Annotated in this window: 22 protein-coding genes; 10 read left to right on the top strand and 12 right to left on the bottom strand. The window is 66.0% G+C overall.

Features of this window, described 5'->3' with window-relative positions; translation table 11 throughout:
* The first annotated feature begins 367 nt into the window (after positions 1-367).
* Complete coding sequence (locus AAHG03_RS00385; protein ID WP_342147988.1) at positions 368-853, top strand: hypothetical protein; 486 nt, start codon at positions 368-370, stop codon at positions 851-853.
* 16 nt (positions 854-869) lie between these two features.
* Positions 870-1,481, top strand: a complete 612-nt coding sequence (locus tag AAHG03_RS00380) for a hypothetical protein (protein ID WP_342147987.1) — start codon at positions 870-872, stop codon at positions 1,479-1,481.
* Positions 1,482-1,593: 112 nt separating this feature from the next.
* Here AAHG03_RS00380 and AAHG03_RS00375 read toward each other — a convergent pair whose 3' ends face one another.
* The 3 genes from AAHG03_RS00375 to AAHG03_RS00365 form a co-directional block, all read right to left on the bottom strand.
* The gene (locus AAHG03_RS00375) at positions 1,594-2,232 is read right to left on the bottom strand and encodes a cysteine hydrolase family protein (RefSeq protein ID WP_342147986.1); all 639 of its coding nucleotides are present in this window, start codon (positions 2,230-2,232) and stop codon (positions 1,594-1,596) included.
* Between the two features lie 199 nt (positions 2,233-2,431).
* A complete protein-coding gene (locus AAHG03_RS00370; protein WP_342147985.1) occupies positions 2,432-3,604 on the bottom strand; it encodes a zinc-dependent alcohol dehydrogenase in 1,173 nt (390 codons plus the stop codon).
* A gap of 90 nt (positions 3,605-3,694) precedes the next feature.
* A complete protein-coding gene (locus AAHG03_RS00365) occupies positions 3,695-4,321 on the bottom strand; it encodes an FUSC family protein (RefSeq protein WP_342147984.1) in 627 nt (208 codons plus the stop codon).
* A 147-nt stretch (positions 4,322-4,468) separates the two neighbouring features.
* On the opposite strand from AAHG03_RS00365, the gene AAHG03_RS00360 reads away from it, so the two are divergent.
* Positions 4,469-5,326: an SDR family oxidoreductase gene (locus AAHG03_RS00360; protein WP_342147983.1), complete on the top strand. Its 858-nt coding sequence runs from the start codon at positions 4,469-4,471 to the stop codon at positions 5,324-5,326.
* A gap of 49 nt (positions 5,327-5,375) precedes the next feature.
* On the opposite strand, the gene AAHG03_RS00355 is transcribed toward AAHG03_RS00360, so the two are convergent.
* From AAHG03_RS00355 to AAHG03_RS00335, 5 genes are all read right to left on the bottom strand, one after another.
* Positions 5,376-5,591, bottom strand: a complete 216-nt coding sequence (locus AAHG03_RS00355; protein WP_342147982.1) for a hypothetical protein — start codon at positions 5,589-5,591, stop codon at positions 5,376-5,378.
* A 196-nt stretch (positions 5,592-5,787) separates the two neighbouring features.
* Complete coding sequence (locus AAHG03_RS00350) at positions 5,788-6,078, bottom strand: hypothetical protein (RefSeq protein WP_342147981.1); 291 nt, start codon at positions 6,076-6,078, stop codon at positions 5,788-5,790.
* Between the two features lie 99 nt (positions 6,079-6,177).
* A complete protein-coding gene (locus tag AAHG03_RS00345; RefSeq protein WP_412759708.1) occupies positions 6,178-7,365 on the bottom strand; it encodes an FCSD flavin-binding domain-containing protein in 1,188 nt (395 codons plus the stop codon).
* Positions 7,366-7,430: 65 nt separating this feature from the next.
* Positions 7,431-7,718, bottom strand: coding sequence for a c-type cytochrome (locus AAHG03_RS00340; protein ID WP_342147979.1), 288 nt, complete (start codon positions 7,716-7,718; stop codon positions 7,431-7,433).
* A gap of 312 nt (positions 7,719-8,030) precedes the next feature.
* Entirely contained in the window at positions 8,031-8,279 is a 249-nt protein-coding gene (locus AAHG03_RS00335) for a hypothetical protein (protein WP_342147978.1), read from the bottom strand.
* A 100-nt stretch (positions 8,280-8,379) separates the two neighbouring features.
* Between AAHG03_RS00335 and AAHG03_RS00330 the strand changes: the two genes are divergently transcribed.
* Entirely contained in the window at positions 8,380-9,315 is a 936-nt protein-coding gene (locus tag AAHG03_RS00330) for a LysR family transcriptional regulator (RefSeq protein ID WP_342147977.1), read from the top strand.
* A 100-nt stretch (positions 9,316-9,415) separates the two neighbouring features.
* A complete protein-coding gene (locus tag AAHG03_RS00325; RefSeq protein WP_342147976.1) occupies positions 9,416-10,372 on the top strand; it encodes a tyrosine-type recombinase/integrase in 957 nt (318 codons plus the stop codon).
* Between the two features lie 999 nt (positions 10,373-11,371).
* Here AAHG03_RS00325 and AAHG03_RS00320 read toward each other — a convergent pair.
* On the bottom strand, positions 11,372-12,106 hold the full coding sequence (locus AAHG03_RS00320; RefSeq protein ID WP_342147975.1) for a methyltransferase domain-containing protein: 735 nt from the start codon (positions 12,104-12,106) through the stop codon (positions 11,372-11,374).
* A gap of 461 nt (positions 12,107-12,567) precedes the next feature.
* Here AAHG03_RS00320 and AAHG03_RS00315 point away from each other — a divergent pair, with 461 nt between their 5' ends.
* On the top strand, positions 12,568-15,513 hold the full coding sequence (locus AAHG03_RS00315; protein ID WP_342147974.1) for a LodA/GoxA family CTQ-dependent oxidase: 2,946 nt from the start codon (positions 12,568-12,570) through the stop codon (positions 15,511-15,513).
* Positions 15,510-16,625 (top strand): NAD(P)/FAD-dependent oxidoreductase, encoded by a 1,116-nt coding sequence (locus AAHG03_RS00310; RefSeq protein WP_342147973.1) that lies wholly within the window; start codon positions 15,510-15,512, stop codon positions 16,623-16,625. The genes AAHG03_RS00315 and AAHG03_RS00310 overlap by 4 nt, the downstream gene beginning before the upstream one ends.
* A gap of 69 nt (positions 16,626-16,694) precedes the next feature.
* On the opposite strand, the gene AAHG03_RS00305 is transcribed toward AAHG03_RS00310, so the two are convergent.
* Entirely contained in the window at positions 16,695-17,513 is an 819-nt protein-coding gene (locus tag AAHG03_RS00305; RefSeq protein ID WP_342147972.1) for a hypothetical protein, read from the bottom strand.
* A gap of 242 nt (positions 17,514-17,755) precedes the next feature.
* Here AAHG03_RS00305 and AAHG03_RS00300 point away from each other — a divergent pair, with 242 nt between their 5' ends.
* Positions 17,756-21,574: a hypothetical protein gene (locus AAHG03_RS00300; protein ID WP_342147971.1), complete on the top strand. Its 3,819-nt coding sequence runs from the start codon at positions 17,756-17,758 to the stop codon at positions 21,572-21,574.
* A gap of 52 nt (positions 21,575-21,626) precedes the next feature.
* Here the strand turns inward: AAHG03_RS00300 and AAHG03_RS00295 are convergent, their stop codons facing one another.
* Positions 21,627-23,297 carry a methyl-accepting chemotaxis protein gene (locus AAHG03_RS00295; protein ID WP_342147970.1) on the bottom strand — a complete coding sequence of 557 codons (1,671 nt, stop codon included), beginning with the start codon at positions 23,295-23,297 and terminating at the stop codon, positions 21,627-21,629.
* Between the two features lie 228 nt (positions 23,298-23,525).
* Here AAHG03_RS00295 and AAHG03_RS00290 point away from each other — a divergent pair, with 228 nt between their 5' ends.
* Positions 23,526-24,209, top strand: coding sequence for a type 1 glutamine amidotransferase domain-containing protein (locus tag AAHG03_RS00290; protein WP_342147968.1), 684 nt, complete (start codon positions 23,526-23,528; stop codon positions 24,207-24,209).
* 91 nt (positions 24,210-24,300) lie between these two features.
* Positions 24,301-24,465, top strand: a complete 165-nt coding sequence (locus tag AAHG03_RS00285; RefSeq protein WP_342147967.1) for a glutamyl-tRNA(Gln) amidotransferase — start codon at positions 24,301-24,303, stop codon at positions 24,463-24,465.
* A gap of 73 nt (positions 24,466-24,538) precedes the next feature.
* Here the strand turns inward: AAHG03_RS00285 and AAHG03_RS00280 are convergent, their stop codons facing one another.
* Positions 24,539-25,543 (bottom strand): ABC transporter substrate-binding protein, encoded by a 1,005-nt coding sequence (locus AAHG03_RS00280; protein WP_342147966.1) that lies wholly within the window; start codon positions 25,541-25,543, stop codon positions 24,539-24,541.
* Between the last annotated feature and the right edge of the window lie 6 nt (positions 25,544-25,549).

Genomic DNA, 25,549 nt, shown 5'->3' with positions numbered 1-25,549 from the left:
CGCAACGCGATGGATCGGCAGCGGTGCCTGTGCTTCGTGTCCGTCGCGGCTCTCAGTCGGCCCCTCGGAACGACAGGTCTTCATCAAGCCGGAATGCAAGTCACCAAATTTGCCAGTCATACTATATATTGAATGTCAGACTTGAGTATTTTTGGATTTATTGTATTGATTTTTATAATATAATTAAGCTCTGAATGTTGCAAAATAATCACACAAATCAGATTTGCATGTGCAATTTACGCATCCGACGTCTCGCAAATATTGATAAAATAACGTACCAATCTTCGTTCCGAATGCGGCATGGGCATTGAATTATCAAAATTGATTGTTAAATCTCATTCCTCGTTAGCTGGAGATGATGGGCCTCATGTCGATTTCGTTGCAAGCCGTATGCCAAAAAGCGATGCCGCGCATAGCTCTTGCCGTTGCGCTGGGCACGATGCCGATGGTTCCAGCTCAAGCAGCAAATATCATTGAGAAGGCTATTGCCCAGGCAAATCCCTGTTCTGGAAACTCCGTCAAGGTCTCTGGCGTAACAATCGGAATCGACAGGTTCGATCGCGTTGAAATCAAAGAATTTTCTGTCTCTGGAACAGGAAGTAAGGGGCAGGCTTCCGTAACCGGATTCTTGTCTTGCAAGACGTCCGACGAAGCTCTGTTTCCCGGTGATGCAAATGCAGATTTTACGGTCAAGGCATCGTTTGATCTGAGTACCTGTGCCGTAGATTCCAAGCAGGTCGATATCCCGCGAACCGGAGGGAAGTATGGTCTTGCTGTCAATCTTCTTAAGCCTAAAATCATTCAGGCGATAGAGTCCGCTATCGTCTCTGAGGCTCCTAAGCTCTGCAAATAATCGAAGAGGTAGATTTGTGTCTGACGAGAATAAGGGCTCGAAGGTCGGTCTTGCATTAAGGGGCGAGCCGATATTGTACTTTTCGCTTTTGCTGGCGCTTGGAATGGTGCTTTGCTTCTGGATCGCACGTTCCCCAACAAGTTACACCGGGAAATTGCCGTTCATCGGCGAAAATTTCCCGGTCAAGTTGAATGCCATCTACTTCATCGTTCTCGGACCGCTGGTTGGGATGTTGTCCAGTGCTGCGTTGTGGTTCGAAGCCACACGTGTCGATTTCTCATCGCTGCCCCTGAAGGAGCGTTCTAAGAAGCGTGGATTGTCCGGAGTTTTGGGTTTTCTATTTTTCGTCATATTCGTTTCTTCTTCGCTGCTTTCATTGCAATATTTTGTCATTCTTGCCCCAGCAGATCTTTGTCCGTCTCGGCCTCATTTCGAATTTTTATGGCAAAACTTGAAGGGGCTCGAAAAAATCAACCACTGCATGAGCGGAACCAAGGAAATCAATGCCGAGGCGCCTTACTATCTCGAGCCTCAGGTCATTCAGGCGTGGGGGCATGTTATTGCACCACTGCTGACACTGTTGTTCTTGTCGATGACGTGGAAAACTTTGAGGCGGAAAACCATATAGTGTCGGCCGCCTCCCATCGAGAGGGACGCGCAAAAGCAGACCGTACATCAGTTCGGAGGATAGGTTTGATTTGAGCTTCGGTTGGCAAGCGCACCCTTCGTGGTCGATCGTCTCAGCTACCGTGCTGGCTTCGGCGGCCGCCCGGCCACGCGTCCAAGATTTCGGCGACCGGCGCCGTCTCGATCTGGGTGCCGAAGCGCGAGTGATAGAGGAACATCATCGCGTCGTAGGTCGGGTCGGCCGACGAGCAGACGCCGTCGCAGGCGACGATCACCCGGTAGCCGCGATCGACCGCGCCCATCACGGTGGCGAGCACGCAGACATCGGTCTCGCCGCCGGTGACGATCAGGGTGTCGATGTCGTCCGCCTTGAGGATCGCCTGGAGGTCGGGCTCCATCCAGGGCGAGTAGGCGCGCTTGTCGATCACCCTGGCCGGCGGGGTGAAGCGGGCCAACTCCGGCAAGAGATCGACCATCTCGGGGCCGAGCGCACCCAGCGTCATCCCCTCCCATCGCTCGTAGTAGCGCCGCCACGTGCCCTGCCCCTCCTCGGCGCGGTGGGGCGGAACGAACCGCGTGAACGCGGTGCGTTCGGGATGGGCCGCGCAGAGGCGTTCGAGGTTGGGCAGGATCTTTTCCAGCCAGGGCGTGTGCCAGTCGGTCCCTTCCGAGAACAACCGTTGCGCATCGACGCAGACATGCGCCGCCCGCCCGCCGATCGCGCCGAACTTCAGGCCGTCGTCGCCCGCCATGATCTGCCTCGGTTGCTCGCCGTCTGGGTCTGAATCCGTTCAAGGGGCGCATCCCACCCTCCCCCCTCATCCTGAGGTGGCGGCGCGAAGCGTCGCCCTCGAAGGAGGGCTCCAGGGATCACGCGCTTCGCTGGAGCCCTCCTTCGAGGCTCCGCTTCGCGGAGCACCTCAGGATGAGGGAGAGGATTAGGAAACGAAGTCAGCTCGGGTGGAACACCACCTTCACGCAGCCGTCCTTCTTGTCGCGGAACGTCTTGTAGAGGTCCGGGCCGTCGGCGAGGTCGGTCGAGCGGTGGGTGATCAGGGAGGCGGTGTCGAACTTGCCCTGCTGGATCAGCTTGGTCAGCGGATCGAGGTAGCGCTTCACGTGGGTCTGGCCGCTCTTGAGCGTCAGGCCCTTCTGCACGATCGAGCCCATGTTGACCGGGATCGGCCCGCCATAGACGCCCGGCACCGAGACGATGCCGCAGGGCCGCACCGCCTTGATCGCCTCGGTGAGCGCGTAGGGGCGCTCGGTCGAGGTCAGCTTCTCCTGCAGCGTCGAGATCACGCTGGAGAGGCCGTGGCCGGCGGAGGCCTCCATGCCGACACAGTCGATCACGGCGTCGGCGCCCTCCCCCCGACTGATCTCCTTGATGCGCTCGAACACGTCGTCCTGCGCGTAGTCGATGATGTCGGTCGCGCCGTACTTGCGGGCGAGCGCGAGGCGCTCCGGCACGGTGTCGATGGCGATGATGCGCTCGGCGCCCATGATCTTGGCCGACTGGATCGCGAACAGGCCGACCGGCCCCGCGCCCCACACGGCGATGATCTCGCCGCCCTGGATTTCGCAATGCTCGGCGCCCTGCCAGCCGGTCGGCAGGATGTCGGTGAGGAACAGGACCGACTCGTCGTCCATGCCGTCCGGCACCTTCATCGGCGCCACGTCGGCCATCGGCACGCGGACGTACTCGGCCTGTCCGCCCCAGTAGCCGCCGGTGATGTGCGAGTAGCCGAACAGCCCGGCGGTGGTGAAGCCGAACTGCGCCGCCGCCATCTCGGCGTTGCGGTTCGAGCGCTGGCAGACCGACCAGTTGCCGAGGCGGCACTGGCGGCACTCGCCGCAATTGATGTTGAAGGGCACGACGATGCGATCACCCTTCCTGAATTTCGTGAAGCCCGGCGCGGTCTCGACCACCTCGCCCATGAATTCGTGGCCGAGCACGTCGCCCGACTTCATGGTCGGCATCTGCCCGTCCATCAGATGGAGGTCCGAGCCGCAGATCGCGCAGGAAGTCACCTTGATGATGACGTCGCGCGAATCCTCGATGGTCGGGTCCGGCACCGTGTCGCACCGGATGTCGCCCTTGCCGTGCCAGCACAACGCCTTCATGGACCGTCTCTTCCCGGATCGAGCCGCTGCCTCGCAGGGCAATCGCGGCGGGAACCCGGCGGAGCTACGGCCAAGTTCCTCGACGGACGGTCAGGCCGGCTTTTCGGGCGAGAGGCACCGGTTCACCCGCGTCACGATCCAGACCGTGGTGATCGCCACGCACACGCCCCAGCCGACTTCCACCACCCGCGAGGCGGCCATGCGCTCGACCGGGCCGACATGCGGCACGAGCAGGATGATGGTGGCGGTGATGCCGGCCAGCCGACAGGCGCTCGCGACGTTGACGAGCCAGCAACTGAGCGTGGCGAGCACCACCGCGGCGGCGTAGGCCCAGAGCGAGGGCCCCAGCCCGAGGAAGGCCGAGAGCCCGACGATCCCGCCGATCGCCGCCCCGGTGAACTGGTCGCGCGCCGTCGAGCGGGTCGCGCCGAACTCGGTCTGGGCCACCGCGACCGCGGTGATCGCGGCCCAGAACCCCTCGCGCAGGCCGAACACCTGCGTCGGCACGTAGGCCGCGACCGCGGCGAAGGCCGACATCAGCCCGTGGGCGAGGCCGCGGGAGAGGCGGCGGCGCAAGGGGAGACGCTTGGAGAGCCGCACCACCTGCCCGCGCAGCCAGCCGATGCGGCCGACGTCACTGTCCGCCCGGCGCGTTCGTTCCGCCGCCTGCTCCGCCTCGGCCTCCGCCCTCCCCTCCTTCGCCGCCTGCGCGTCCATCGATCCTCCGCTCGCCCTCGCCAAAACGTCTCACCGAGCCCGAACGCCCCTCGCCCGCCGCGGTTGCGGTGCGAAACCGGGCAGAACTTGGCCGGTCGCGGCGGGGTTGCCCGAGCAAGACCCTGCCCCGAGCCGGAGCCCCGCCCGATGGAATCCTTCCCCAAGCCCCCCTTCCCCGACCAGCCGCAGGCGATGCCCGGCGAGACCCGCGCGATGAACCCGCGGCCGGACCACGGCGAGACGAGCTACAAGGGTTCGGGCCGCCTCGCGGGCAAGAAGGCGATCGTGACCGGGGGCGATTCCGGCATCGGCCGGGCCGTGGCGCTCGCCTTCGCCCGCGAGGGCGCCGACGTGCTGATCTCCTATCTCGACGAGGAGGGGGACGCCGCCGAGACCCGCCGGCTGATCGAGGAGGCCGGGCGCAAGGCGGTGCTGGTGCCGGGCGATATCGGCGAGGCCGCCCATTGCAAACGGATCGTCGAGCGGGCGGTCGAGGCGTTCGGGCGGGTCGATGTCCTCGTCAACAACGCCGCCCATCAGGCGACGTTCTCGGACCCGGAAGAGATCTCGGACGAGGAATGGGAGAAGACGTTCCGGGTGAACATCCACGCGATGTTCTACCTGACGAAGGCCGTGCTGCCGCACATGGGCGAGGGCGCGGCCATCATCAACACCACCTCGGTCAATGCCGACACGCCGAGCCCGCAGTTGCTTGCCTACGCCACCACCAAGGGGGCGATCCAGAACTACACGGGCGGCCTCGCGCAGATGCTCGCCGAGCGCGGCATCCGGGTGAACTGCGTCGCGCCGGGCCCGATCTGGACCCCGCTGATCCCCTCGACCATGCCGGCCGAGAAGGTGACGCAGTTCGGCTCGCAGGTGCCGATGAAGCGCCCCGGCCAGCCGAAGGAGCTGGCGCCGATCTACGTGATGCTGGCCTCCGACGAATCGAGCTACGTCTCGGGCGCCACCGTCGCGGTCACCGGCGGCAAGCCGATCCTGTGACGGAACCGTTCGATCCGGCTCGGAACGGGCCGGATCGACGTGCGGACAATCATCGTGCGGTGTTCTGCGCGCGCGGCGATTCCGGCCTCACGACCTGCACGATGCGGCGATTGCGGAATTCTTCCGATTCCAAATAACTCTTGACGACGTCGGCGAGATCATTGCCGACATGCGCCTTCGTGTGCACCTGAATCTCTTCCAGGGACGGCTCGCGGCCGAGAAGGATTCTGAAGCACGCCGCGATGTCCGATAAGGTCGCCTTCACGTCCGCCCCCTCCGAGCAAGGCGGAATGAGAAAGCAGATTTCGCGCGTCCGGGGAATGACCGGGCGTTCCAAAAACTGCGACGATCGGTATTCGTGCCACGGTATGCTCCGTGCCATGGGCACGCCGGCCAAAGGAAAGCCCCGCGACGGCCGAGCCGTGCGGGGCGCTTCCCGAGATGGTTCGCGGGCTATCCAGTCAGTTGTTGCCGCCGCTGGCACCGCCGCCGCTGCCCTGCGGGACCGAGCGGGCCGGCTGGTTGGCGTTGCCGCCGACGGCCGAGTCGGTCTGGAACGTGTCGGCGCCGGTCGAGCCGAACGGGATCACGAGGTTCGGGTCGCCGCCGGTGTTGTTCTGGCCGCGGGTGATGGTGCCGGTGGTCACCGGCTCGTCGAGGGGCAGCGGGTAGGCCGTCTGCGCCAGGGCGGGCGCGGCGGAGGCGAGCGTTGCCGCGAAGACGCCGGCGAGGGCGAGGTTGAGCTTGGTCATCGTCGATCCTGAGACAGTTCTTGTCCCCATCAACGATGGGCAGCCGGCAAATATCCCCTCCGTAGCGGCACATGATGCCGCAGTGCAGCATGGGGGCGTTCAGCCGAACAGCTGGCGCATCATGCCGTCGTACCACGCGCGGCCTAGCGCCGCCTCCCGCGCCCGCACCTCCGGCGGCGCGTCGTCGGGGCTGAGGCCGTCCGAGCCCGGCACGGTGACGAGCCGATCCCATTCGGCCCCATAGACCCCGGCGATGGAGAAGCCGTAATCCGGCGCGGCGAGGCTGTAGCAGACGTTGATCAGCTTCGGCTCCGGCGGGATGCGCCCGGCGAGCAGGCTCGCGACCGCCCCGGCGCAGACCTGCGCCTGGCTGTAGGCGGCAAAGGCCGATTTTGGCATGGCGCCCGCGATGGCCGCGTCGCCGATGACGTGGATGCCCGGATGCAGGCTTGATTCGAAGCTCACCGGATCGACTGGGCACCAGCGGCTCGCATTCGTCAGCCCGGCGGCGCGGCAGAGCGTCGGCGCGGTCTGCGGCGGGATCACGTTGAGCACCGCCGGGCGGAACAGGCCGGCTCCCGCCCGCACGGTCCGGGCGGCGGCATCGACCGCCTCGACCTGCCCTCCCTGCCCCAGCGGCACCCATTCGAGATGGTCGGGATAGAGCGCCCTCCAGGCGGCCTGGAACAGCGGCTGCTTGGAAAAGCTGTCCTTGGCATCCAGGATGACGACCTTGGAGCGCGGCTTTCGCGTCTTCAGATAGTGCGCGATCAGGCTCGCCCGCTCGTAGGGGCCGGGCGGGCAGCGATAGGGCAGAGCCGGCACCGTGAGGACGACGAGGCCGCCGTTCTCCATGGCCTCGATCTGGCGGGCGAGCAGTGCGGTCTGGGCGCCGGCCTTCCAGGCATGGGGGATCGTGGCGGCCGCCGCCGCGTCGTAGCCGGGGATCGTGTCGAAGCTTAAGCCGATCCCCGCTGCGACCACGAGCCGGTCGTAGGCGAGGCTGTCCCCGCCCGCCAACCTGACCCGGCGCCCCACTGGGTCGATGCCCGCGACGCTGTCGTGGACGAGCGTGACGCCGGCCCGGCGCACGCCGTCGTAGCCGAAGGTGATGGCCGAGAGCGGCATCAGCCCGGCGATCACCGCGTTGCTCGACGGGCAGGTGGCGTATTCGGTTGCGGGCTCGACCAGCGTCACGGCGATCCCGTTGCGGACGAGCGCACGGGCCACAGTGACGCCGCCGAAGCCGCCGCCGACCACGACCACGCGCGGGGCGGCGCGCGCCATAGCAGGAGCGGCGAGGCTCGCGGCGGTGAGGCCCGTCAGCAGCCCGCGGCGGGTGGGGCCGGCGCTCACCGGGCCGCCCCGGTCCGGCCGAGGGATTCGGCGATGGCGCGGGATTCCTCCGCCGAAAACCCTTTGGCGAGGCGCGGCATCACCGTGCCGGCGCGGGTGCCGTCGCGGTAGCCCGCAAGCGCCGCCTCGATCTCGTCCGGCGACAGGGTGGCGAGATCGGGCAGGCCGCCGCCCTCCCCGTGGCAGGCGAGGCAGGAGGCGGCGCCGGGGGCGAGCGGATCGGCCCCGGCCGCGGGGACGAGCGGGACGGCGATGGCTGCCATCGCCGACGCGGCGCGGATCACGCTTCTCAACCGGGCCCCCCTCACCTCCTCGGGCGATACGAGTTTGCTCGCCCGTGCCGCGGCGGGACGCAAGGGGCGGTTCGCCGCGTCGGGGTCGGTCGTGCCGACAAAAAAGCCCCGCCGTCCCGTGACGCACACGGATCGGCGAGGCTGCTCATTGTTTATTAACCGTATCGCCCCCATCTTCGGAGCATGCCGATCGCGACCCAAATCGCCTGATCGGACACGGCCACGATGCCGGGATTTTGGGTGACGCCGGATGTACGCGCACCTCGGGTCCCGGTGTCCGTGGCCGTTCCCTTTTTCAGCTCCTTAGAACGCCGCGGCCTGCTTGACGCGCTCGTCGAGGGCCGGGACCTTCCACTGGACGGCGCCGGGCAGGGCGTAGCCGCCCTGGCGGTGCACCGAGCCGGTATCGGTGGCGAGCCCCTGCGTCTCCAGGGCGAGCGCGCCGACGGTCTTGGTGTTGTGGATCGTCGCCGTCTCCCCCGCGAAGGCGGTGCCGGTCAGAAGGGTGAGCGCGAGGCCGGTGACGGTGCGCGCGATGAACTGCTTGGACATCTTTTCGATCTCTTTCGGGTTTTCGCGGCGGGCCCCCCGTCGCTTCGTGAGACCGAATGTGCTGATGTCGGGTCCATGAATCAAATGGGCTGATTTCATAATGCGCATCGATCACGTGCATCTTGCCCGGCTCGACCTCAACCTGCTCGTCGCCCTCGACGCGCTGCTGACCGAGCGGAGCGTGACGCGGGCGGCGGTCCGCATCGGCCTCAGCCAGTCGGCGATGAGCCACGCCCTGGCACGCCTGCGCACCACCTTCGCGGACGAGCTGCTGACGCGGGGCCCCGACGGCATGCGCCCGACGCCGCGGGCGCTCGCCCTGATCGAGCCGATGCGGGCGGCGCTGGCGCAAATCCAACAGATCACCGCGGCGCCGGCCGCCTTCGATCCGGCCACCGCGGACATCACCTTCACCCTCGGCATCCCGGATTCGACCGAGGTGCTGCTGATGCCGAGCCTCATCGCCCATCTCCAGGCGCAGGCGCCGGGGGTGAAGCTCCTGCTGCACACGGTCGATCGCCACCGCATCCTCGACGACCTCGACAGCGGTCGCGTCGATGTCGGCATCGGCGTGTTCGAGCAGGGGCAGACGCACCACAAGCGGCGCATCCTCAACAAGGAGAGCTATCTCTGCCTGTTCAACGCCGACCTCGTCGGGCTCGAACCGCCGATCTCGCTGGACGATTACCTGCGCTTCCCCCACCTGCTCACCAGCCTCGTGGAGAGCGCCCACGGCGTCGTCGACGACGCGCTCGCCCGGATCGGCCGCAGCCGGGTCATCGCGCTGACCTCGCCGCGCTTCGCGGTGATGCCGTTCGTGGTGCGCCAAGCCCCGGTCATCGCCACGATGCATTCGCGGCTGGCCCGCTTCTTCGCCGACAGCATGGGCCTGACCGTGAGCCCGGCCCCGGTCGATCTGCCGGACGTGTCGATCTCGATGATCTGGCACGCCTCCAACGACGACGTGCCGAGCCAGCGCTGGCTGCGCGAGACCATCGTGGCGCTGCGCCGCGCCGAGCGCCGCCCGCAGGGCTGAGCCCGCCTCGCTCCTCATGGCCGGCCGACCGGTCCTGCCCGGGATCGTCGCTGGCCCTGCCGCAGCCTCGATAGGCCTATCGGGATCGTCCCTTAAACGCGTGCTTTATGGCATTCGTGCATGGGTCCGCACCCCTTTGTCTGAGACGGTGTGGACGATGCAACTGAAAGAAGCCGGAGAAGCCTTCCTTCAACATTGCAGATTGGAGCGATATCTCTCATCGAACACGCTCGCCGCCTACCGCCAGGACATCGGTGAGCTGATCGGTTACTTCGGGGCGGTGGGAGCCCCGAGCGTGAGCGGCTCGGCCCTCGTCGCCTACGCGTCGCACCTGTCGGGCGTCCGCAACCTGGCACCCGCCACCGTGAAGCGGCGGCTGGCCTGCGCACGCAGCCTGTTCCGGTGGTTGCTGCGCACCGGAATCGTCCCGTCCGATCCCTTCGCGGGGACGGAGATTCGCGTTCGCGTGCCCGACCGGTTGCCGCGGTGCCTGACCACCACCGAAATGGCGCGGCTTTCGCGGGCCTGCGAGGATGCGACGCCGCTGACGCGTCTGGCGACGCTGCTCCTGTTCGCCACCGGCATGCGCGTCGGCGAACTCGTCTCGGTGCGCCTCGCCGACCTCGATCTCGACCGCGGCGCCATCCGGATCGTCGGCAAGGGGGATCGCCAACGTCAGGTCGTGATCCCGAGCGAGGGCATGACGCGGCTCGTGCGCGGTTACGTCCGCACGCATCACGCTGGCTCGCTGCCGACGGACCGCCTGCTGCAGGACGCCGACGGCCAAGCCCTCACCACGGCCGGAATCCGAGCGCGTCTCAGGCATCTGGCCCGCGCAGCCGGCCTCTCCCGCCGCGTCACTCCGCACATGCTGCGCCACACGGCGGCGACCGAACTGCTCGAAGCCGGGGTCGACATCCGCTTCGTCCAACGCCTGCTCGGCCATCGCAGCATCCTGACGACGCAGATCTACACCCATGTCAGCGACCACGCGCTGATCGCGGCCATTCGCGGTGCCGACCTGTTCGGGCGTTTGGATCGAGTGGGGCGGGGCTGAGGGGATGCCGATAACTAGGAATTATTTGTCTTGAAAGTGCAATTCGAACTTCTGGATTTGGACGGGCCATTGGCAAAAAAAGGAGATTTCGAGAGCGCTTTGGCGTGTTACGTTCGTATGACCGCAGCCTCTGAGCGCACCGATACGAGAGAAATCACGCATTGGCACGAAATACCTATCGAAAGTCGGCAGGGAATAAAATATTTCGCATTAAAAATCAATAAGCGCATCTCCGATACGCCCAATATAGATACGTTTCTAGTGCTCAGGTTGCCATAATAGACTATCTTTGCATCGAATCTCACCAAGAAAGTAATGCGTCTTACTTTTCTTTCATTGAATTGCTTTGCAGTAATATAGAAAAACTGCATCCTGTTTCATACATAGTTACGGAAATAAACTTTAATCTGGACGGCAACACAAAGGATGAAGCAAATAGGTACTGGATTCGAGTTCTGGAACTGGCAGGCTTCAAGATTGCTCAAACCGCGTACACGATTCCATCGTTGATTATCGACACGCTGACCGAAAATAGAGCAGGCGTGCTACTGATTAGATCAAATGAAAAGAGCTCACAAATGTCAAATAAAACATACATAAATTTGGTACAATGTATTTACTTTGATCATTACGTGGCATGGTACAGGCCATTTGAATCTTATACGAACAAATACCACGCACTTCTCAAGGGCGAGCTTGATCGTATATCTGCGTCTCTAAAGAAGGAAAGCTTCGTCAAGCTAAACGGTTCGCTCAAACACGCCGGGCTTGTATCGCCCGAGCAAGCAGAGCCAAACTTTAAAGATAGAACTATTTATCTTCTTCTATCGTTTGGCTTGATTTTTATCTTAATCGTTTCTGCTGCAATATCAATCTTATCCATTTATGCAGGCCTCAGTCCCTATACTGCAATCGCAATATTATTAATTTTGTTGCTAATCTTTTGTGGCCTGATCTCGGTTTTCATGCCGATTCGTCTGGCTATATTAAAAACACTGATCAAGCCCCTTTCGAAGATTTTTTCTGGGCTATAACGAAGACACTTGACGAAAGTCGCCTGAAGAAAGGCAGCGAGCATGACAGAAAATCAACCTTACATGCTGCAGTCGCCATCTTATTATTTCTTGTCAAGCGCCAAACAAGCGACGAAATCGAATGGATATGTTTAATTTTTATTATATTAAATTCGGAATATGTCAATAGGTTTTTGATATATTCCAGTTTAAATACCCAAATCGTTTCATCATATCCATTGAAATCAGTTTGGAATATATGGGCTTTTTTGCCAAAGATATCATTCCCATAATGCTCAAAAGCCTCAGACTGCTCGAAGTCAAACAGGAAATAATCGTCGTTTCGTAATACCCGAGATATTTCTGAAAAAAACTCAGCAGGCGCACAGTAATTTAATACAGAACCGATTGCAATTGCAGAATCAAAGCAATTATTTTTGAGTGGTATATTCTGCACATCGCCGCAGATCGCCAATTCTCCGATAGGAAGCGATTTCTCTGCGACATCCAGATATATCATTGCTGCGCATTGGATTCCGTAATTTTCGCTTGAACTTCCGACATTTAACACTGTGCTACCAGCAAAAATGCTCTTTGTGTATTTTAGAATCCTTCTGTACGACTGATGAAGGTGAAAATGCCAGTAGTCCTCTTTTGTCCACACATCAGGCGTAGCGTTGAATTTTCTTCTTACGTCGCCCAGGGGTATTTTGTCGCCCATAATTCCTAGTTATCCCCTCGAACGAGCAGAGCCCTCGCGTACCGAGTCGCGTACGTTCAACCAATGCCGGATAATCACACGTTTGGGTAGGGCTTCGGATAGGGCTTGGCTGCGCGCAATCTTCTGCGGCCGTTGAATAAAGCGTCACTCTGGCCGGCCCTGTAAACCTGTTCGTCGAGAGAACACGCCTTCCCCGATAACCGGTCGCAACCCAACGCGCCGCGGCGCCCGTTCGTACGCTGCCTACCCGTTGACGGCGAAGCCCGAAACTGCAACCTCGAATTTAACAAGCGCGTCGCAATGCGACTCGGGACGGCCTGTGCCAGGCTCGGATGCGTCTCCCGCCGCCATCGGGCCGGTCGGGGAAGGCGTCGGGCCGGACCGCCGGGGTGGGCCGTGGCGGGCGCCGCGAGCCGGAACGCCGCCGATCCGAAGGCGGACGACAACGGGGGAGGACGATCGTGAGCGAGCCGAAGGAAAGCCCTTATCCGCCGTGCCTGGATTGCGCCGGACAATCGACCGAGCGTCTCATCGAGATGTTCGTCGAGATGGGTCAGGCCAAGCGCATCCGCCTCGGCCAGCGGCCGGCGGAGCGGCCTGTGTTCCGCAAATTGCACGGCGTCGCCCATGCCCGGCTGGAGCCGCGGGCGGACCTCCCCGCGGACCGGCGCGTCGGCTTTCTGGCGCAGGGCCCGCTCGCCGCCTGGATCCGCTTCTCCAGCGACACCGCGCCGACCTCGCCCGATCTCGAATCGACCACGGGCGTCGGCATCAAGCTGTTCGGCGTGCCCGGCCCCAACGCGCTGGGCGAGGACGGCGCCACCGCCGACCTCATCATGCAGAACTACCCCGTCTTCTTCGTCGACGACGCGAAGGCGATGTGCGAGTTCACCTATGCCGGCACGGTGCTCGGCGACTATCCGGGCTACCTCGCCCAGCATCACCGGACCCGCGACATCCTCGACCGGATGCAGAAGGTCGAGGGCAGCGTCCTCACGGCGACCTACTGGGGCATCCTGCCGTTCCGGCTCGGCGACGAGATCGTCAAGTACCGGCTCGACCCCATGACCAAGGCGCAGAACGTCCCGAACGAGGCGCCCGACTATCTGGCGACCGACCTCGCCAACCGGCTGGCCGCGGGCGAGTACCGCTTCCGGCTGATGATCCAGCGGCGCACGGATCCGGCGACCATGCCGCTCGATCAGGCCACGGTCGAATGGCCCCACGAGAAGGACTCCTTCGTCGAGGTCGCCACGCTGATCGTGCCGCGCCAGGACGTGAACGCCCGCGGCCAGCCCGAATACGGCCAGAGCCTCGCCTTCAACATCTGGCGCGTGCCCGAGGCCAACGCGCCGGTGCCGGAATCCTCGATCGCCACCGTGCGCAAGGCGGTCTACGCGGCGAGCGCCGATCTGCGCCACAGCGCCAACGGCCAGTCGCTGTCCGACCCGTCGCAGCCCCGCCCCGCCGTGCCCCCTCCGGTCGATTCGGACGATTGCATCGTGCGCGCGGTGATCCATCCGGCCATCGGCGTCGCCCGCGTCGGCAACAGCCCGGACGGCTGGTTCGTCGGCCCCGAGGTGCCCGATCCCGAGCCCCTGCCGCCGGGCGCCTATCGCGACGCGAACCACGCCCTGAAGCGGCAGGCGGCGCGCTTTCGCATCTACGGCGTCAACATGAAGGGCCGGGTCATCCGCGAACTCACCGGCGCGCAGGCCGGCGCCGAGATCGAGTGGACGGTGCGGCTCGCCAACACCAAGGCGGCTTGGTACGGCTTCCAGCTCGCCCTCGACATCCCCGAGGCGGCGGCCGCCCCGCCGACGACCCTGCGCAATCCCGGCATCGCCCGGCGAAAGAACCTCGCGATCACGCCGAAGCCGCGCTCGATCTCGGGGCGGGATCAGGGACCGCACGCCTTCGACGACGGCGTCTTCATGGACCGGCAGGTCTATCTCGGCGAGATCCGCACCGACGCGGCCGGCCGCCTGATCGTGCTCGGCGGCCACGGCAAGTCCGCCTCCTACGACAAGAGCTGGGCCGTCACCTTCGCCAACAACGACGGCTGGCACGACGACGTCTCCGACGGGCCGGTGACCGCCACGGTGAAGATCGATGGACGCCCGCTCCCGGTCACCCCGGCCTGGATCGTCGTGGCGCCGCCCAATTACGGCCCGCAGCGCAAATCGGTGCGCACGATGTGGGACCTGATGCGGGACGTGGCGATCACGGCCGGCACGCTGGCGCGCCCGGCGCGGCCCTCCTTCACCCGCGACATCCTGCCGATCTTCCGGCGGTTGAGCGGGCTGCAATGGGTCAATGCCGGCTTCGCGGCGGGCTTCGGCTGGAACGGCATCTACGATTTCGACAGCCGGAAGGGCATCGAACGGCTCGCCGACAACGGGCCGGCGGGGAACGAGTATCGCCGGGTGCTGGCCAACCAGTTCCGCCGCTTCGAGGTGGATTCGTGGTCGCCGGTGCCCTGGCCCTGGGTCTACGGCGACGCCATGAACGTCCCGCCCGCCAAGACGCCGCGCCAGCACGCCGTGCTGAGCGACACGCAGCTCTGGTGCCTCGACGAGTGGGCGGCGGGCCGCTTCGAGGCCGACTACGATCCCGCGTACCGGCCGCCGACATCGATCGACGAGGTGCCGCTCGCCGAGCAGGGCGACGTGCTGACCCGCGCGGCGCTCGAATTCTGCCTCGCCGACGCCTTCCATCCGGGCTGCGAGATGACGTGGCCGGTGCGGGCGGCGAGCCTCTACATGGAGCCGTTCCGCATCGCCCACGCGCATGACGGCTGGGTGCCGCCTTCGTCCGGCGAGGTGCTCACCGCCGATGCGATCTCGATCCCGGACGGACCGCTGGCCGGCCAGTATCCCGGCGGGCTGACGCAGTGGATGGCGGTGCCGTGGCAGACCGACACGGCGAGCTGCCGTTCGGGCTACACCAAGACCTACGATCCCTACGTGCCGACCTTCTGGCCCGCGCGGGTGCCGAACCAAGTGCTGTCGAAGGAGAACTACGACATCGTCGTGGACGAGAAGCAACCGATGAGCGAGCGGCTGGCGGCGTTCGCCAACCGCGCGGCCTGGATCGCGCCGCTGGGCACCACGAGCTACACCGACCAGATCAACAACATGATCGCGCATTTCGACCATCTCGGCGTGGTCGAGGTGCGCGACGGGCCCAACGACGGCGCCTTCCCGGACAAGATCGAGGTCGAGGACCGGCACGCGGCGATCCAAGACGTCATCCCGGAACCGCATCCGGCCGAAGCGCATGCGAGTGGGCAGCGTCTCGCCACCGTCGTCAACGGGGCGCCGTTGCACGCGGCGCGGACGGTCGATCTCTCGACCATCGAGAAGGTGCGCCGCTTCCCCGCCGGCCTCGGCCCCATCAAGGCGTGAGCGGCGGCGCCCCGGGCGCGATCGAGGCCGACGTCGTGGTGCTGGGGGCGGGGCCGGCCGGGTCGGTCGCCGCCCTCAACCTCGCGCCGTTCCGGCGCGTGCTCGTGATCGAGCGCCGGGGTCTGCCCCCGGCGCGCACCGGCGAGAGCCTGCCCGGCGCCGCCCGCCGGCTCTTGGCCGACATGGGCCTGTGGGAGGGCTTCCTCGCCGACGAACCGCTCCCCTGCGGGCTCCGCCGCAGCCGGTGGGGCGGGGCGCAAGCCGTGGAGGCCGACGCGCTGAGCGATCCCGACGGGCCGGGCTGGCATCTCGACCGTGCCCGCTTCGACGCGCGGCTGCGGGCGACCGCGGTCGCGCGGGGTGCCGCGCTGCTCTGCCCGGCCGAGCCGCGGACGATCGCGCGACGCGACGCGCTCTGGTGTCTCGACGTGGCGCATGCCGGCCGGCGCCTGCCGATCCGGGCCGCGTTCCTGATCGACGCCCGCGGGCGCGCGGCCCGGCCGCATCCTGCCCTCGCCGCGCGTCGCCCCGTGGACGACCGGCTGGTCTGCGGCTGGATCGAGGCGCCTGCCGCGGCCGCCGGGGGCGGGTCCGCACCGTCGCTGATCGAAGCCGAGGCGGAGGGCTGGTGGTACGGCGCGCATCTTCCGGGGGGGCGCCGTCTCCTCGCCTTCTACACCGATGCGGACCTGCCGGCCGCCGTCAGCCTCCGATCCGCCGACGCGCTCCTGGAGCGGGCCCGAAGCCGGCCGGCGCTGGCGCCGCTCGCGGCGGAGATGGTCGTCGGCGCGGCCACCGGCATCTGCGCCGCCCACACCGCGCGGTCCGAGCGCTCTTCCGGGCCGGGCTGGATTGCCGCCGGGGATGCCGCCTTCGCCATGGACCCGCTCTCGTCGCAGGGGCTGTTCAACGCCCTGTATTCGGGCCTCGCCGCCGCGGAGGCCGCCGAGCGGACGTTTCAAGGCGACGCTTCCGCCCACGCGACCTACGCGCGGGCGCTGCACGACGTCTGGCAGGCTTACCGCGCGAACCGCTCGGCCTGGTACGGCCTGGAGCGCCGCTGGGCGCAGGCGCCGTTCTGGCAGCGCCGTCATGGATCGGAGAATGCGTGAGGCGGCAATCGGATCGGGATGGATAACGATTCCGGAGGGAGACGATTCCCGCCTTGGCTGGATCGAAGCTCAGGCGACGGCCACGGCGGCGGGCGACCACCACAGGTCGTCGATCGGTTTCGGGAGCGTGACCTGGATGATCGGCGGAACCCACTTCCGGCCGATATACATCTGGCAGTACAGGTTGTTGTACGTCCCCTGCGTGAGAAGATAGATTTTGTCGCCGTATACGCACGCCCCAGGGCCGTTATAGATGATGTAGTTGTCGAGCTGCTGCTCGGTCCAAGTCAAATTTTGGTCGTTGATCGCGCAAAACAGATCGTTTCCGCCGTTGGAGCGGTGGAAAACAAAGATGTCGTTTCCCAACAGGCAGGCCGCCGGCGTGCTGTGAAGGCCGATGGTCTTGCCGTTCGGGAGCGGCACCGGCGGCGAGAGATCGTTGACCGCGTCCGACCCGTCGAGCCAGACGCATTTGAGCCGGTTCGAGCCGCTCTCACAATAGACGACGTTGATTCCGGTGCCGCGCAAGACGGCGGCCGGACCGTAACTGATGCCGGGCGATCCGGACTTGACGTCGCGATGCGTGTTCCAGATGCCGCCGGGGGCTTGACTGACATGCTTCAGCGACCCGTCGCTCCGCTGGCGATAGAAGTAGTGGATGCTGCCGTCCCGGACCACCGTCGCGCACTCGTCCTGCGTGTCGACCCCGGCCAGCCGGCCCATGTATCGGAACGATGCCGAATTCGAGTTCTCGTCCCACGTCATCATGACTTGGTGAATGCCGTTGTCCACGCATGTGCAGTAGATCCACACATGGTTTTCCCACACGACCGCGGATGCGCCGCGATCGAGGTCCGGCAGACCATCCGGGTGGGCCGGCTGGGTCATCGAGAAGCTTCGGCCGTTGCTGTAGAGCCACTGGAGCTTGCGGCTGCTGTTGCCGTAAAACACGTGTATACCTGAGAGCAAAGACATATTTCTCTCTTTGTTCGGATTGATTGGTCGTCTTTGGACTGAGGTGCTTCGGGTGGGTGCGAAAGTCTTGAACGCGTTCAACGCAAGAATGAAGCTTGCACGCAGCCACGCGTTCGTCAATCATCAGTTGTGAGTCGAACCCGGGAGCGTCGTTCGTGGCCCCAGACAGCAAGCCCCTCTTCGCCGACCAGCCGTTGGCGATCAGCGTCTCGCCGCAATTGATCCACGACCACCTCTACACGAAGGAACCGCCGCGACCCGCGCTCGGCGGGGCGGGAACCTTCGTCGCCACCGAGCACGGCGTGATCGCCGTCGATGGCGAGCGGATCGTCTGCTTCGAGCCGGACCCGGCCTCCCAATCGGGCTGGAACGTCTCGACCCACCGGCCGCGCAAGCCGTCGGCGGCCGCGAGCGACGCCTACGCCATCGTCGAGATCCGGGCCTTCACCGTTCACGGCGGAAAGGACGGGGGATCGGCGGGCGCCACCGTCCTCAACGTGCTGTGCCTGTACCGTGCGCGGGGCTGGACCGAGGCCGATGGCGGCGGCTTCGCCGTGGCCTGGATCGCACGCCAGGAGGGCGGCGACTGGTACGACGTCTCGCTGACCGCGGCGGCGGCGAGCCTCACGTCTCAGGTCGGGCAGATCGAGGTGGTCGATGCGGGGGCCGGCAACGGCGTGTTCGTCTACGGGACGACCCCGAACCTGCTCGGGGCCGACAACGCGCAGTTCTTCCTGATCAATCTGGTCGATTGGGAGAACGTGCCGACCAGTGCCTGGGACCAGCTGGTGCAGACCGATGCCGCCACCCTCGGCGTGCCCGCGGGGCAGGTCGCGAACTACGCCTTCATGACGATCGGCAGCCGCAACGCGCCGCGGCGGATGGCCCTGTCGTGGTGGACCGCGGAGGCCGCCGCGATCAGGCTCGCGGCCGACCTCGACACCGCCTCCCTCGACCGGACGGCGGCGAGCATCGCGGGATTGACCGCATCAGACTTCGCCGTGATCGGTTTCCCGGCGGGCATCGATACGGTGACGCCGATCCAGGGCGACCCCATCCGCTTCCACGCCCTCCTCGGCGACATGGCGGGCGGCCTGTGGCGCTTCGGCCTGGAGCCGAACGGCGGGGGCATGATGCTCTACCAGCTCAACGTCGTCCCCGCCGCCTCGAGCGCGGCGGCGGTCGCGTCGGGCGGCGTTCCGGCCTCCGTCTCCGACGTCAGCGTGACGCGCGCGAACGGCCGGACCGCGCTGTTCGCCCGGAGCGGGGAGACGCTGTGGCTGCTGCGGGATATCGACGCCACGGTGTCCGAGCCGTTCGTGCCCTGGCGCAGCCTCGGCAACCGGATCGTGGCCGCGGCGGCGCCGGCCCGGGAGACGCAGACGCTCGAAGTCTTCTACGCCGACGCCAATGCGAGCCTGAAGAATCAGGTCTTCCACCTATCGCGCGACGGCGCCAACTCAGCGTGGAGCACGAAGCGGCTCGCCACGATCAAGCCCTACGACCCCGCGACCGAGACGCACGACCCGCCGCCCGAGGTCTCCTGCATCGCGATCGACGTGTCGGTGACGCACGCGAACCGCGCGGTCGCGGCGGGGTCGATCCTGACGGTCGAGTCCGACCAATGGGTCGCGCTGATCATCGGCGGCCTCAGCTACTGGGTCGGGCCCGGCCGTCCCTCCGCGCCGATTCCGACGGACGAGGGCGGCAGGGCCTGTATCCGTCACGAGGCGACCAGCCTGCAGTTTCCGCGCCTGACGATCACGGCCGTCAAGGACGGGCACGCCCCGGTCCGGTGCGTCTGCCAGGGCGACGTCACCGATACCGGAGACCAGAGCGCGTCCTCCGTCGCCAACCGCCTGTCGGGCAGCGATCCGAAGCACCCGACCGACGCCCACGCCCTCCGGACGGGGGGCGCCAACAAATCGAAGGCGCTCGTTCCCGACGACGCCTCCGGGGGCGAGCACGTCGCGCACATGCTCAACCACACCGGCGCGTGGCTGCGGAAGCATCCGCCGGGCGCGACGCTGGGGGCCACGCCTCTGCCGACGCGCTGCTGGCACATCCGTGTCGAGCCCGACCGGCCGGTCGCGTGCCGGGAGATCGATCCGGCCGAGGCCGATACGACCGGACTCGGATCGGTCCTCGGCGATCTCGGCGACGCGCTGCAATGGGCCAAGCACGCCGCTCTGGAGGTCAAGGACTGGACGGTGACGGTGACGGACGACGTCATCCACGTCGTGCTCAACGACATCCGCTACGTCGCCAGGACGATCCGCGAGGCCGGCGACATCGTCGATACCATCCTGTGCTCGATCCAGAAGGCGGTCGCCGACGTCGAGGCCTTCATCAAGGAGGTCGTCGCCTTCCTCAGGATGCTGTTCGGGTGGGAAGACATCGTCAAGACGCACAAGGCGCTCAAGCATATGTTCCGCTGGGGGATGCAATATCCGCTCGCGCGAATCGACGAGATCAAGGATTTTTCCAGAAACGAGCTCGGCAAACTAGGAAAAGAGGTGGCCGGGCACATCGAGAAGGCGAAATCGCATTTCGGACAGGAGCAGCACCGATCGACGACGCCCAACGGCCACGTCAACGCCCTGGCGTCGAAATCGAAGGTTCCGTTCAAGGGGCAGTACCTCGCCGGGACGGACTATCACCGGCACCTGCAACACCACCGTGCCCGCTGCACCTACACGCGTCACCTGACGAACGGGCATATGGGGCAGACCGGCCTGATGGGCACGGCGGGCTTGGGCCGGATCGATCCGTCGAACCTCGAAAGCGCGGTGCGGACGCATTGGGCGGGCGCCCGCGGGCGGCATCCCTCCTCGACGGAGACCGGCACGTCCGTGCCGCCCCATGTCGAGGCCCTGAAGAAGAGTTTCGAAGAGATCGGCATCGACAACATCTTCGATACGGCGATCGTCAAGCTTCTGGACATCGTCGAAGCGCTGATCGTCGATTCGTTCAAGGGCGCGGTCCATGTCGCCGATGCCCTCCTCGATCTGATCTCCGATGCCATCGAAAGCGTGATGAAGCTGATCGATCCTGGCCCCGGCCAGTTCAATCCGATCCACATTCCCGTCATTTCCTATGTATACAAGAAGTATACCGGCGATGACATGACGATACTCGATGTTCTCTGCCTGATTCTGGCGGTTCCGGTCACGATCCTGTACAAGATCGTGCGCGAGATCAAGGTCGTCGCCGCTGCGCCCGAGGGCGTGGAGAGGCCACAGAATATGACGGAGGTTTGGGATTTATTCCTGAGGATGTTCGCCTTGTTGATGAAGGACGGCATTCCGACCCCGGAGCTGGACTTCGCCGCCTGGAACAAGGAGGAGGCCGCCTTCTTCCTCAACGAGGGCATGCCGATGATCGCCGGCGTTCTCGGTCTGATCGGCGGTGTGATCGGCATCGAGGCCGATACGGGGGCGATCGTCACCAACTTCCTGGCGGCCTATAAGATTCCGACGGTGCAGAGCGCCATGACCGGCTGGCTGACGTGGCTCTTCTCGGGGCTTTCCGGCCTTTATACGATGCCGCTCTCGACCTGGATGGATTTCGACCGGAAGGGAGCCGGCGACATCACGCAGACGATCTACTGGTGCGTCCAGTTCCTGCCGCTCATGAGTGATTTCATTGCCATGTTGCCGGTCGAATGCAAGCTGATGCGGGAGGCTTATTTATGGGGACCGGTTCTCGAGGGGGGCTTTGGTGAGATCATCCTCGGGGCCGCCATCGCTTACGTCGTCACCAATTGCCTGGACGACGAGACCGGCTCGACCGCGTGGGACTACGTCAACGCCATCCTCTCCAGCGTCCCGCGTCCCTTCCGCAGCATGATGCTTCTGGTCCAGAACGGTGATGTGATCGCGCTGGCCGCCGTCACGCCGATCATCCTCGGCGGAGACGCGCTCGCGCTCCTCGGCGGTACGGCGACGCAGATCGGCTCGGCCATCGAGGGGTAGGCCGCGCCGCCTCATCGGTCCCGGACCCGGCCGCACGGCCGGGTCGGGTGCCTCACGCGGCGCGCACGCTCGCGAGGAAGCGGGCCACCTCGCCGGTGAGGTGCTCGGACTGGCGCGACAGTTCGGAAGCCGAGGCCAGCACCTGGGCCGAGGCCGCGCCGGTCTCTTCGGCGGCGCCCGCCACGCCGGTGATGTTGGACGTCACCTCCTCGGTGCCGGCCGCCGCCTGGGCGACGTTGCGCACGATCTCCTGGGTCGCCGCCCCCTGCTCCTCGACCGCCGCGGCGATGGATGCGGCCACATCCGAGATCTCGCGGATGCGCGCGCCGATGCCGTCGATCGCCGCCACCGCCTCGGCCGTCGAGCCCTGGATCTGGCCGATCTGGCGACCGATCTCGTCGGTGGCCCGCGCGGTCTGGTTGGCGAGTTCCTTCACTTCCGCCGCCACGACCGCGAAGCCGCGGCCCGCTTCGCCCGCGCGCGCCGCCTCGATGGTGGCGTTCAGCGCCAGCAGGTTGGTCTGGCCGGCGATCTGCGAGATCAGGGCCACCACGTCGCCGATGCGACTCGCGGCCTGCGCCAGCTCCTGAACCAGCCCGGCCGTCCCCTTCGCCTCGGCGACCGCGGCCTGCGCCAGGGCGGCCGAGCCCGAGACCTGCCGGCCGATCTCATCGACGGAGGAACCGAGTTCCTCGGCCGCGGCAGCGACGGTGGTGACGTTGCTCGCCGCCTCCTCGGCTGCGGCCGCGACGCTGACGGAACGCACGGCGGTCTGGCCGGCGGTGGCGCTCATGCTTTGGGCGGTGGCCTGCAACTCGCTCGCCGCGGACGAGACCATGCCGACGATGCCGCCGACGGCGTGCTCGAAGCCGTCGGCCATCTGCCGCATCCCGGCCTTGCGCTGCGCCTCGGCCGAGGCGCGGGCGAGCGCCGTCTCGGCTTCGAGCTGGCGCGTGCGGATCAGGTTGTCGCGAAACACCTGCACGGTGGCGGACATGGCGCCGACCTCGTCCCGGCGTCCGCCGCCCGGAATCTCGATCCCGGCATCGCCGTCGGCCAGACGTCGCATGGCGCCGGTCATGCGCTCGATCGGGCGGGCGATGCCGAGGAAGCCGAAGGCCATCGCGCCCACCGCGATCAGGGCGGAGATGCACAGCATGACGAGCGTCGCGCGAAGGGCGGAGGTCTGCTCGTCGCGGATCAGGCTGCCGGCCGCCTTGCTCGCCGCAACGTTGAGTTCGACCAGCGCCCGGGTCGCGGCGGAGGCCGCGAGGTAGCTCGCGTTCATCGGCCCGCGGAAGAAGGCCATGGCCTCGTCGTGACGCTCGGCGGGGAAGCCCCGCAGCCGGTCCCATTCGGGGTTCAGCCGCTCCAGCTTGGCCCGGAGGTCGTCGTAGACCCGCTGCTCCTCGGGCGAGGCGACGAGCGCGCGATACGCCTGAAGCTTGGCGTCCCGGTCGCGGCTGAACTCCACCACCTTGGCCGCGCTCTCGGCCTTCGCGGCCTCGCTCTGGTCCGTCATGTAGCGGAACTGCCAGAGCCGGGTGCGGATGACGAGGGTGTTGATGACGTTCGCCTCGTTCATCGAGGGGATGGCGTTGTCGAGCAGGTCGGTCGTCCGCTGTCCCGTGCTGTCGAGCTTCACCAGCGTCAGCGCGCCCTGGCCGAGGCACAGCAGCAGCATGAGCGAGAACAGGCCCGTCAGGATTCGCTTGATCGTCATCCGGCAGTTCTCAGGCTCGCACCGCGCACGACATCGTGTATTTGGGTATGGGATCGGATGCATAACAAACGATTAAGTTTGTCTCCCCATCGCCCTCTCCGGCACCGTGGAAAGATGCTGCCGCAGCGCTGCGGACATCCCGTCCCCACCGCGATATGTCGGCCCGGCACAACTGATCTACTCCCGAATTATGGAAAGATCGCCTCACATCGGTCCAGGAGAACGACGATGAAGATCCTGATGGTGCTCACCTCCCACGACCAGCTCGGCGACACCGGCCGCAAGACCGGCTTCTGGCTGGAGGAACTCGCCGCGCCCTACTACGCGTTCAAGGATGCCGGCGCCGAACTGGTCCTGGCCTCGCCGAAAGGCGGGCAGCCGCCGCTCGATCCGAAGAGCAACGAGCCGGACTTCCAGACCGACCTGACCCGCCGCTTCGAGGCGGATGCCGAGGCCAAGGCGGTCCTGGCGGACACGGTCCGGCTCGACGGCGTGAGCCATGACGGCTTCGACGCGGTGTTCTACCCCGGCGGCCACGGCCCGCTCTGGGATCTCGCCGAGGACCCCGCCTCGATCACGCTCATCGAGACGACGCTGCAGGCCGGCAAGCCCGTCGCCCTCGTCTGCCACGCCCCCGGCGTGCTGCGCCACGCCAAGACGCCCGACGGCAAGCCGCTGGTCGAGGGCAAGGACGTCACCGGCTTCACCAACACCGAGGAGGAGGCGGTGGGCCTGACCGAGGTGGTGCCGTTCCTCGTCGAGGACGAGCTGAAGCGCAACGGCGGCCGGTTCTCCAAGGCGGGCGATTGGGAGCCCTACGTGCTGGCCGACGGCCTGCTGATCACCGGCCAGAACCCGGCCTCGTCCGGACCGACGGCCGAGCGCCTCCTGGCGCATCTCCGCCAGGGCTGACCGCCCGGAGCACGAAACGACCCGAGGCGCGTTCGGCCCACCCGAGGCCGGGCGCGCCTTCCCGTTTCACGCCGGCAGCAGCCCCGAGGTCGTGACGGGGCTGCCGGGGCTGTCGATGCGGTTCGGGACGAGCCGCGAGGGCCTGCCGATCAACGTGCAGTTGGTGGGAAGCTGGCAGGCGGAGACGACCCTCCTGCACGCCGCCGCGGTGCTGGAGGGCATGAGCCCGGTCCGCGGGCTGCACCCGAGCCTGTGACGGGAACCGGCCGGGGACGCGGGCCCCGGCGCGCCGCGCCGAGGGAAGCCGACCACCGCCTGCCGCGCGAGCGCTACGGGTTCCCGGTCACGGCATGCGTCCAGGCGCCCTCGGGCTTGCGGGTGATGACGGGTTGATCGGTTCCGCCCGCGAGCAGGATGGCGACCGTGCGCTCGTAATCGGCCGGGGCGAGCTTGCCCCCCGACCGGTCGAGCAGCTTGGCGATCTCGGTCATCATGCGCTTCTGATGCTTTTCGGTCTGGGCGCCGCTGGCATCGTTCTCCAAGACGATCCCGGCGGCCTCGTCCGGGTGCTCGGCGGCGTAGGCCCAGCCCTTCTCTGAGGCCGCCACGAACTTGGCGAGCCGGGCCACGAACGCCTTGTCCTTGAGCTTCGATTCCAGCGCGTAGAGGCCGTCCTCCAGGGTGGCGACGCCCTGGTCCTCGTAGCGGAACACCACCAGCTGCTCCGGCTTGAAGCCGGCGTCGATCACCTGCCAGTACTCGTTGTAGCTCATGGTCGAGACGCAGTCGGCCTGACGCTGGATCAGCGGATCGACGTTGAAGCCCTGCTTGAGCACGGTGACGCCGCCGGGCGAGCCGTCGGTCTTGAGCCCGAGCTTGGCCATCCAGGCCAGGAAGGGATACTCGTTGCCCGAGTACCAGACGCCCAGCGTCCGGCCCTTCAGGTCGGCCGGCACCTTGATGCCGGTCTCGGCCCGGCAGGTCAGCATCAGGCCCGACTTCTTGAACGGCTGGGCGATGTTGACGAGCGGCACGCCCTTCTCGCGCGAGGCCAGCGCCGAGGGCATCCAATCGACGACGACATCGGCGCCCCCGCCCGCGATGACCTGCGGCGGGGCGACGTCCGGCCCGCCCGGCTTGATCGTCACGTCGAGGCCGGCTTGCTTGTAGAAGCCCTTGGCCTGCGCGACGTAGTAGCCCGCGAACTGCGCCTGCGGCACCCATTTGAGCTGGAGCGTCACCTTTTCCGCCGCACGCGCGCCCCCCGCGGCCAAGCCCAGCAGCGTCGCCCCCGCGCAGACCAGCGCCCGGATCCGCCCGTCGATTCCCGCCATCCCCGT

Origin of the sequence: Methylorubrum subtropicum, from assembly GCF_038442325.1 — a bacterium.
Classification (GTDB): Bacteria; Pseudomonadota; Alphaproteobacteria; order Rhizobiales; family Beijerinckiaceae; genus Methylobacterium; species Methylobacterium subtropicum.
The sequence above is the reverse complement of the archived record's forward strand: the minus strand, read 5'-3'. Positions and strand labels throughout refer to the sequence as shown.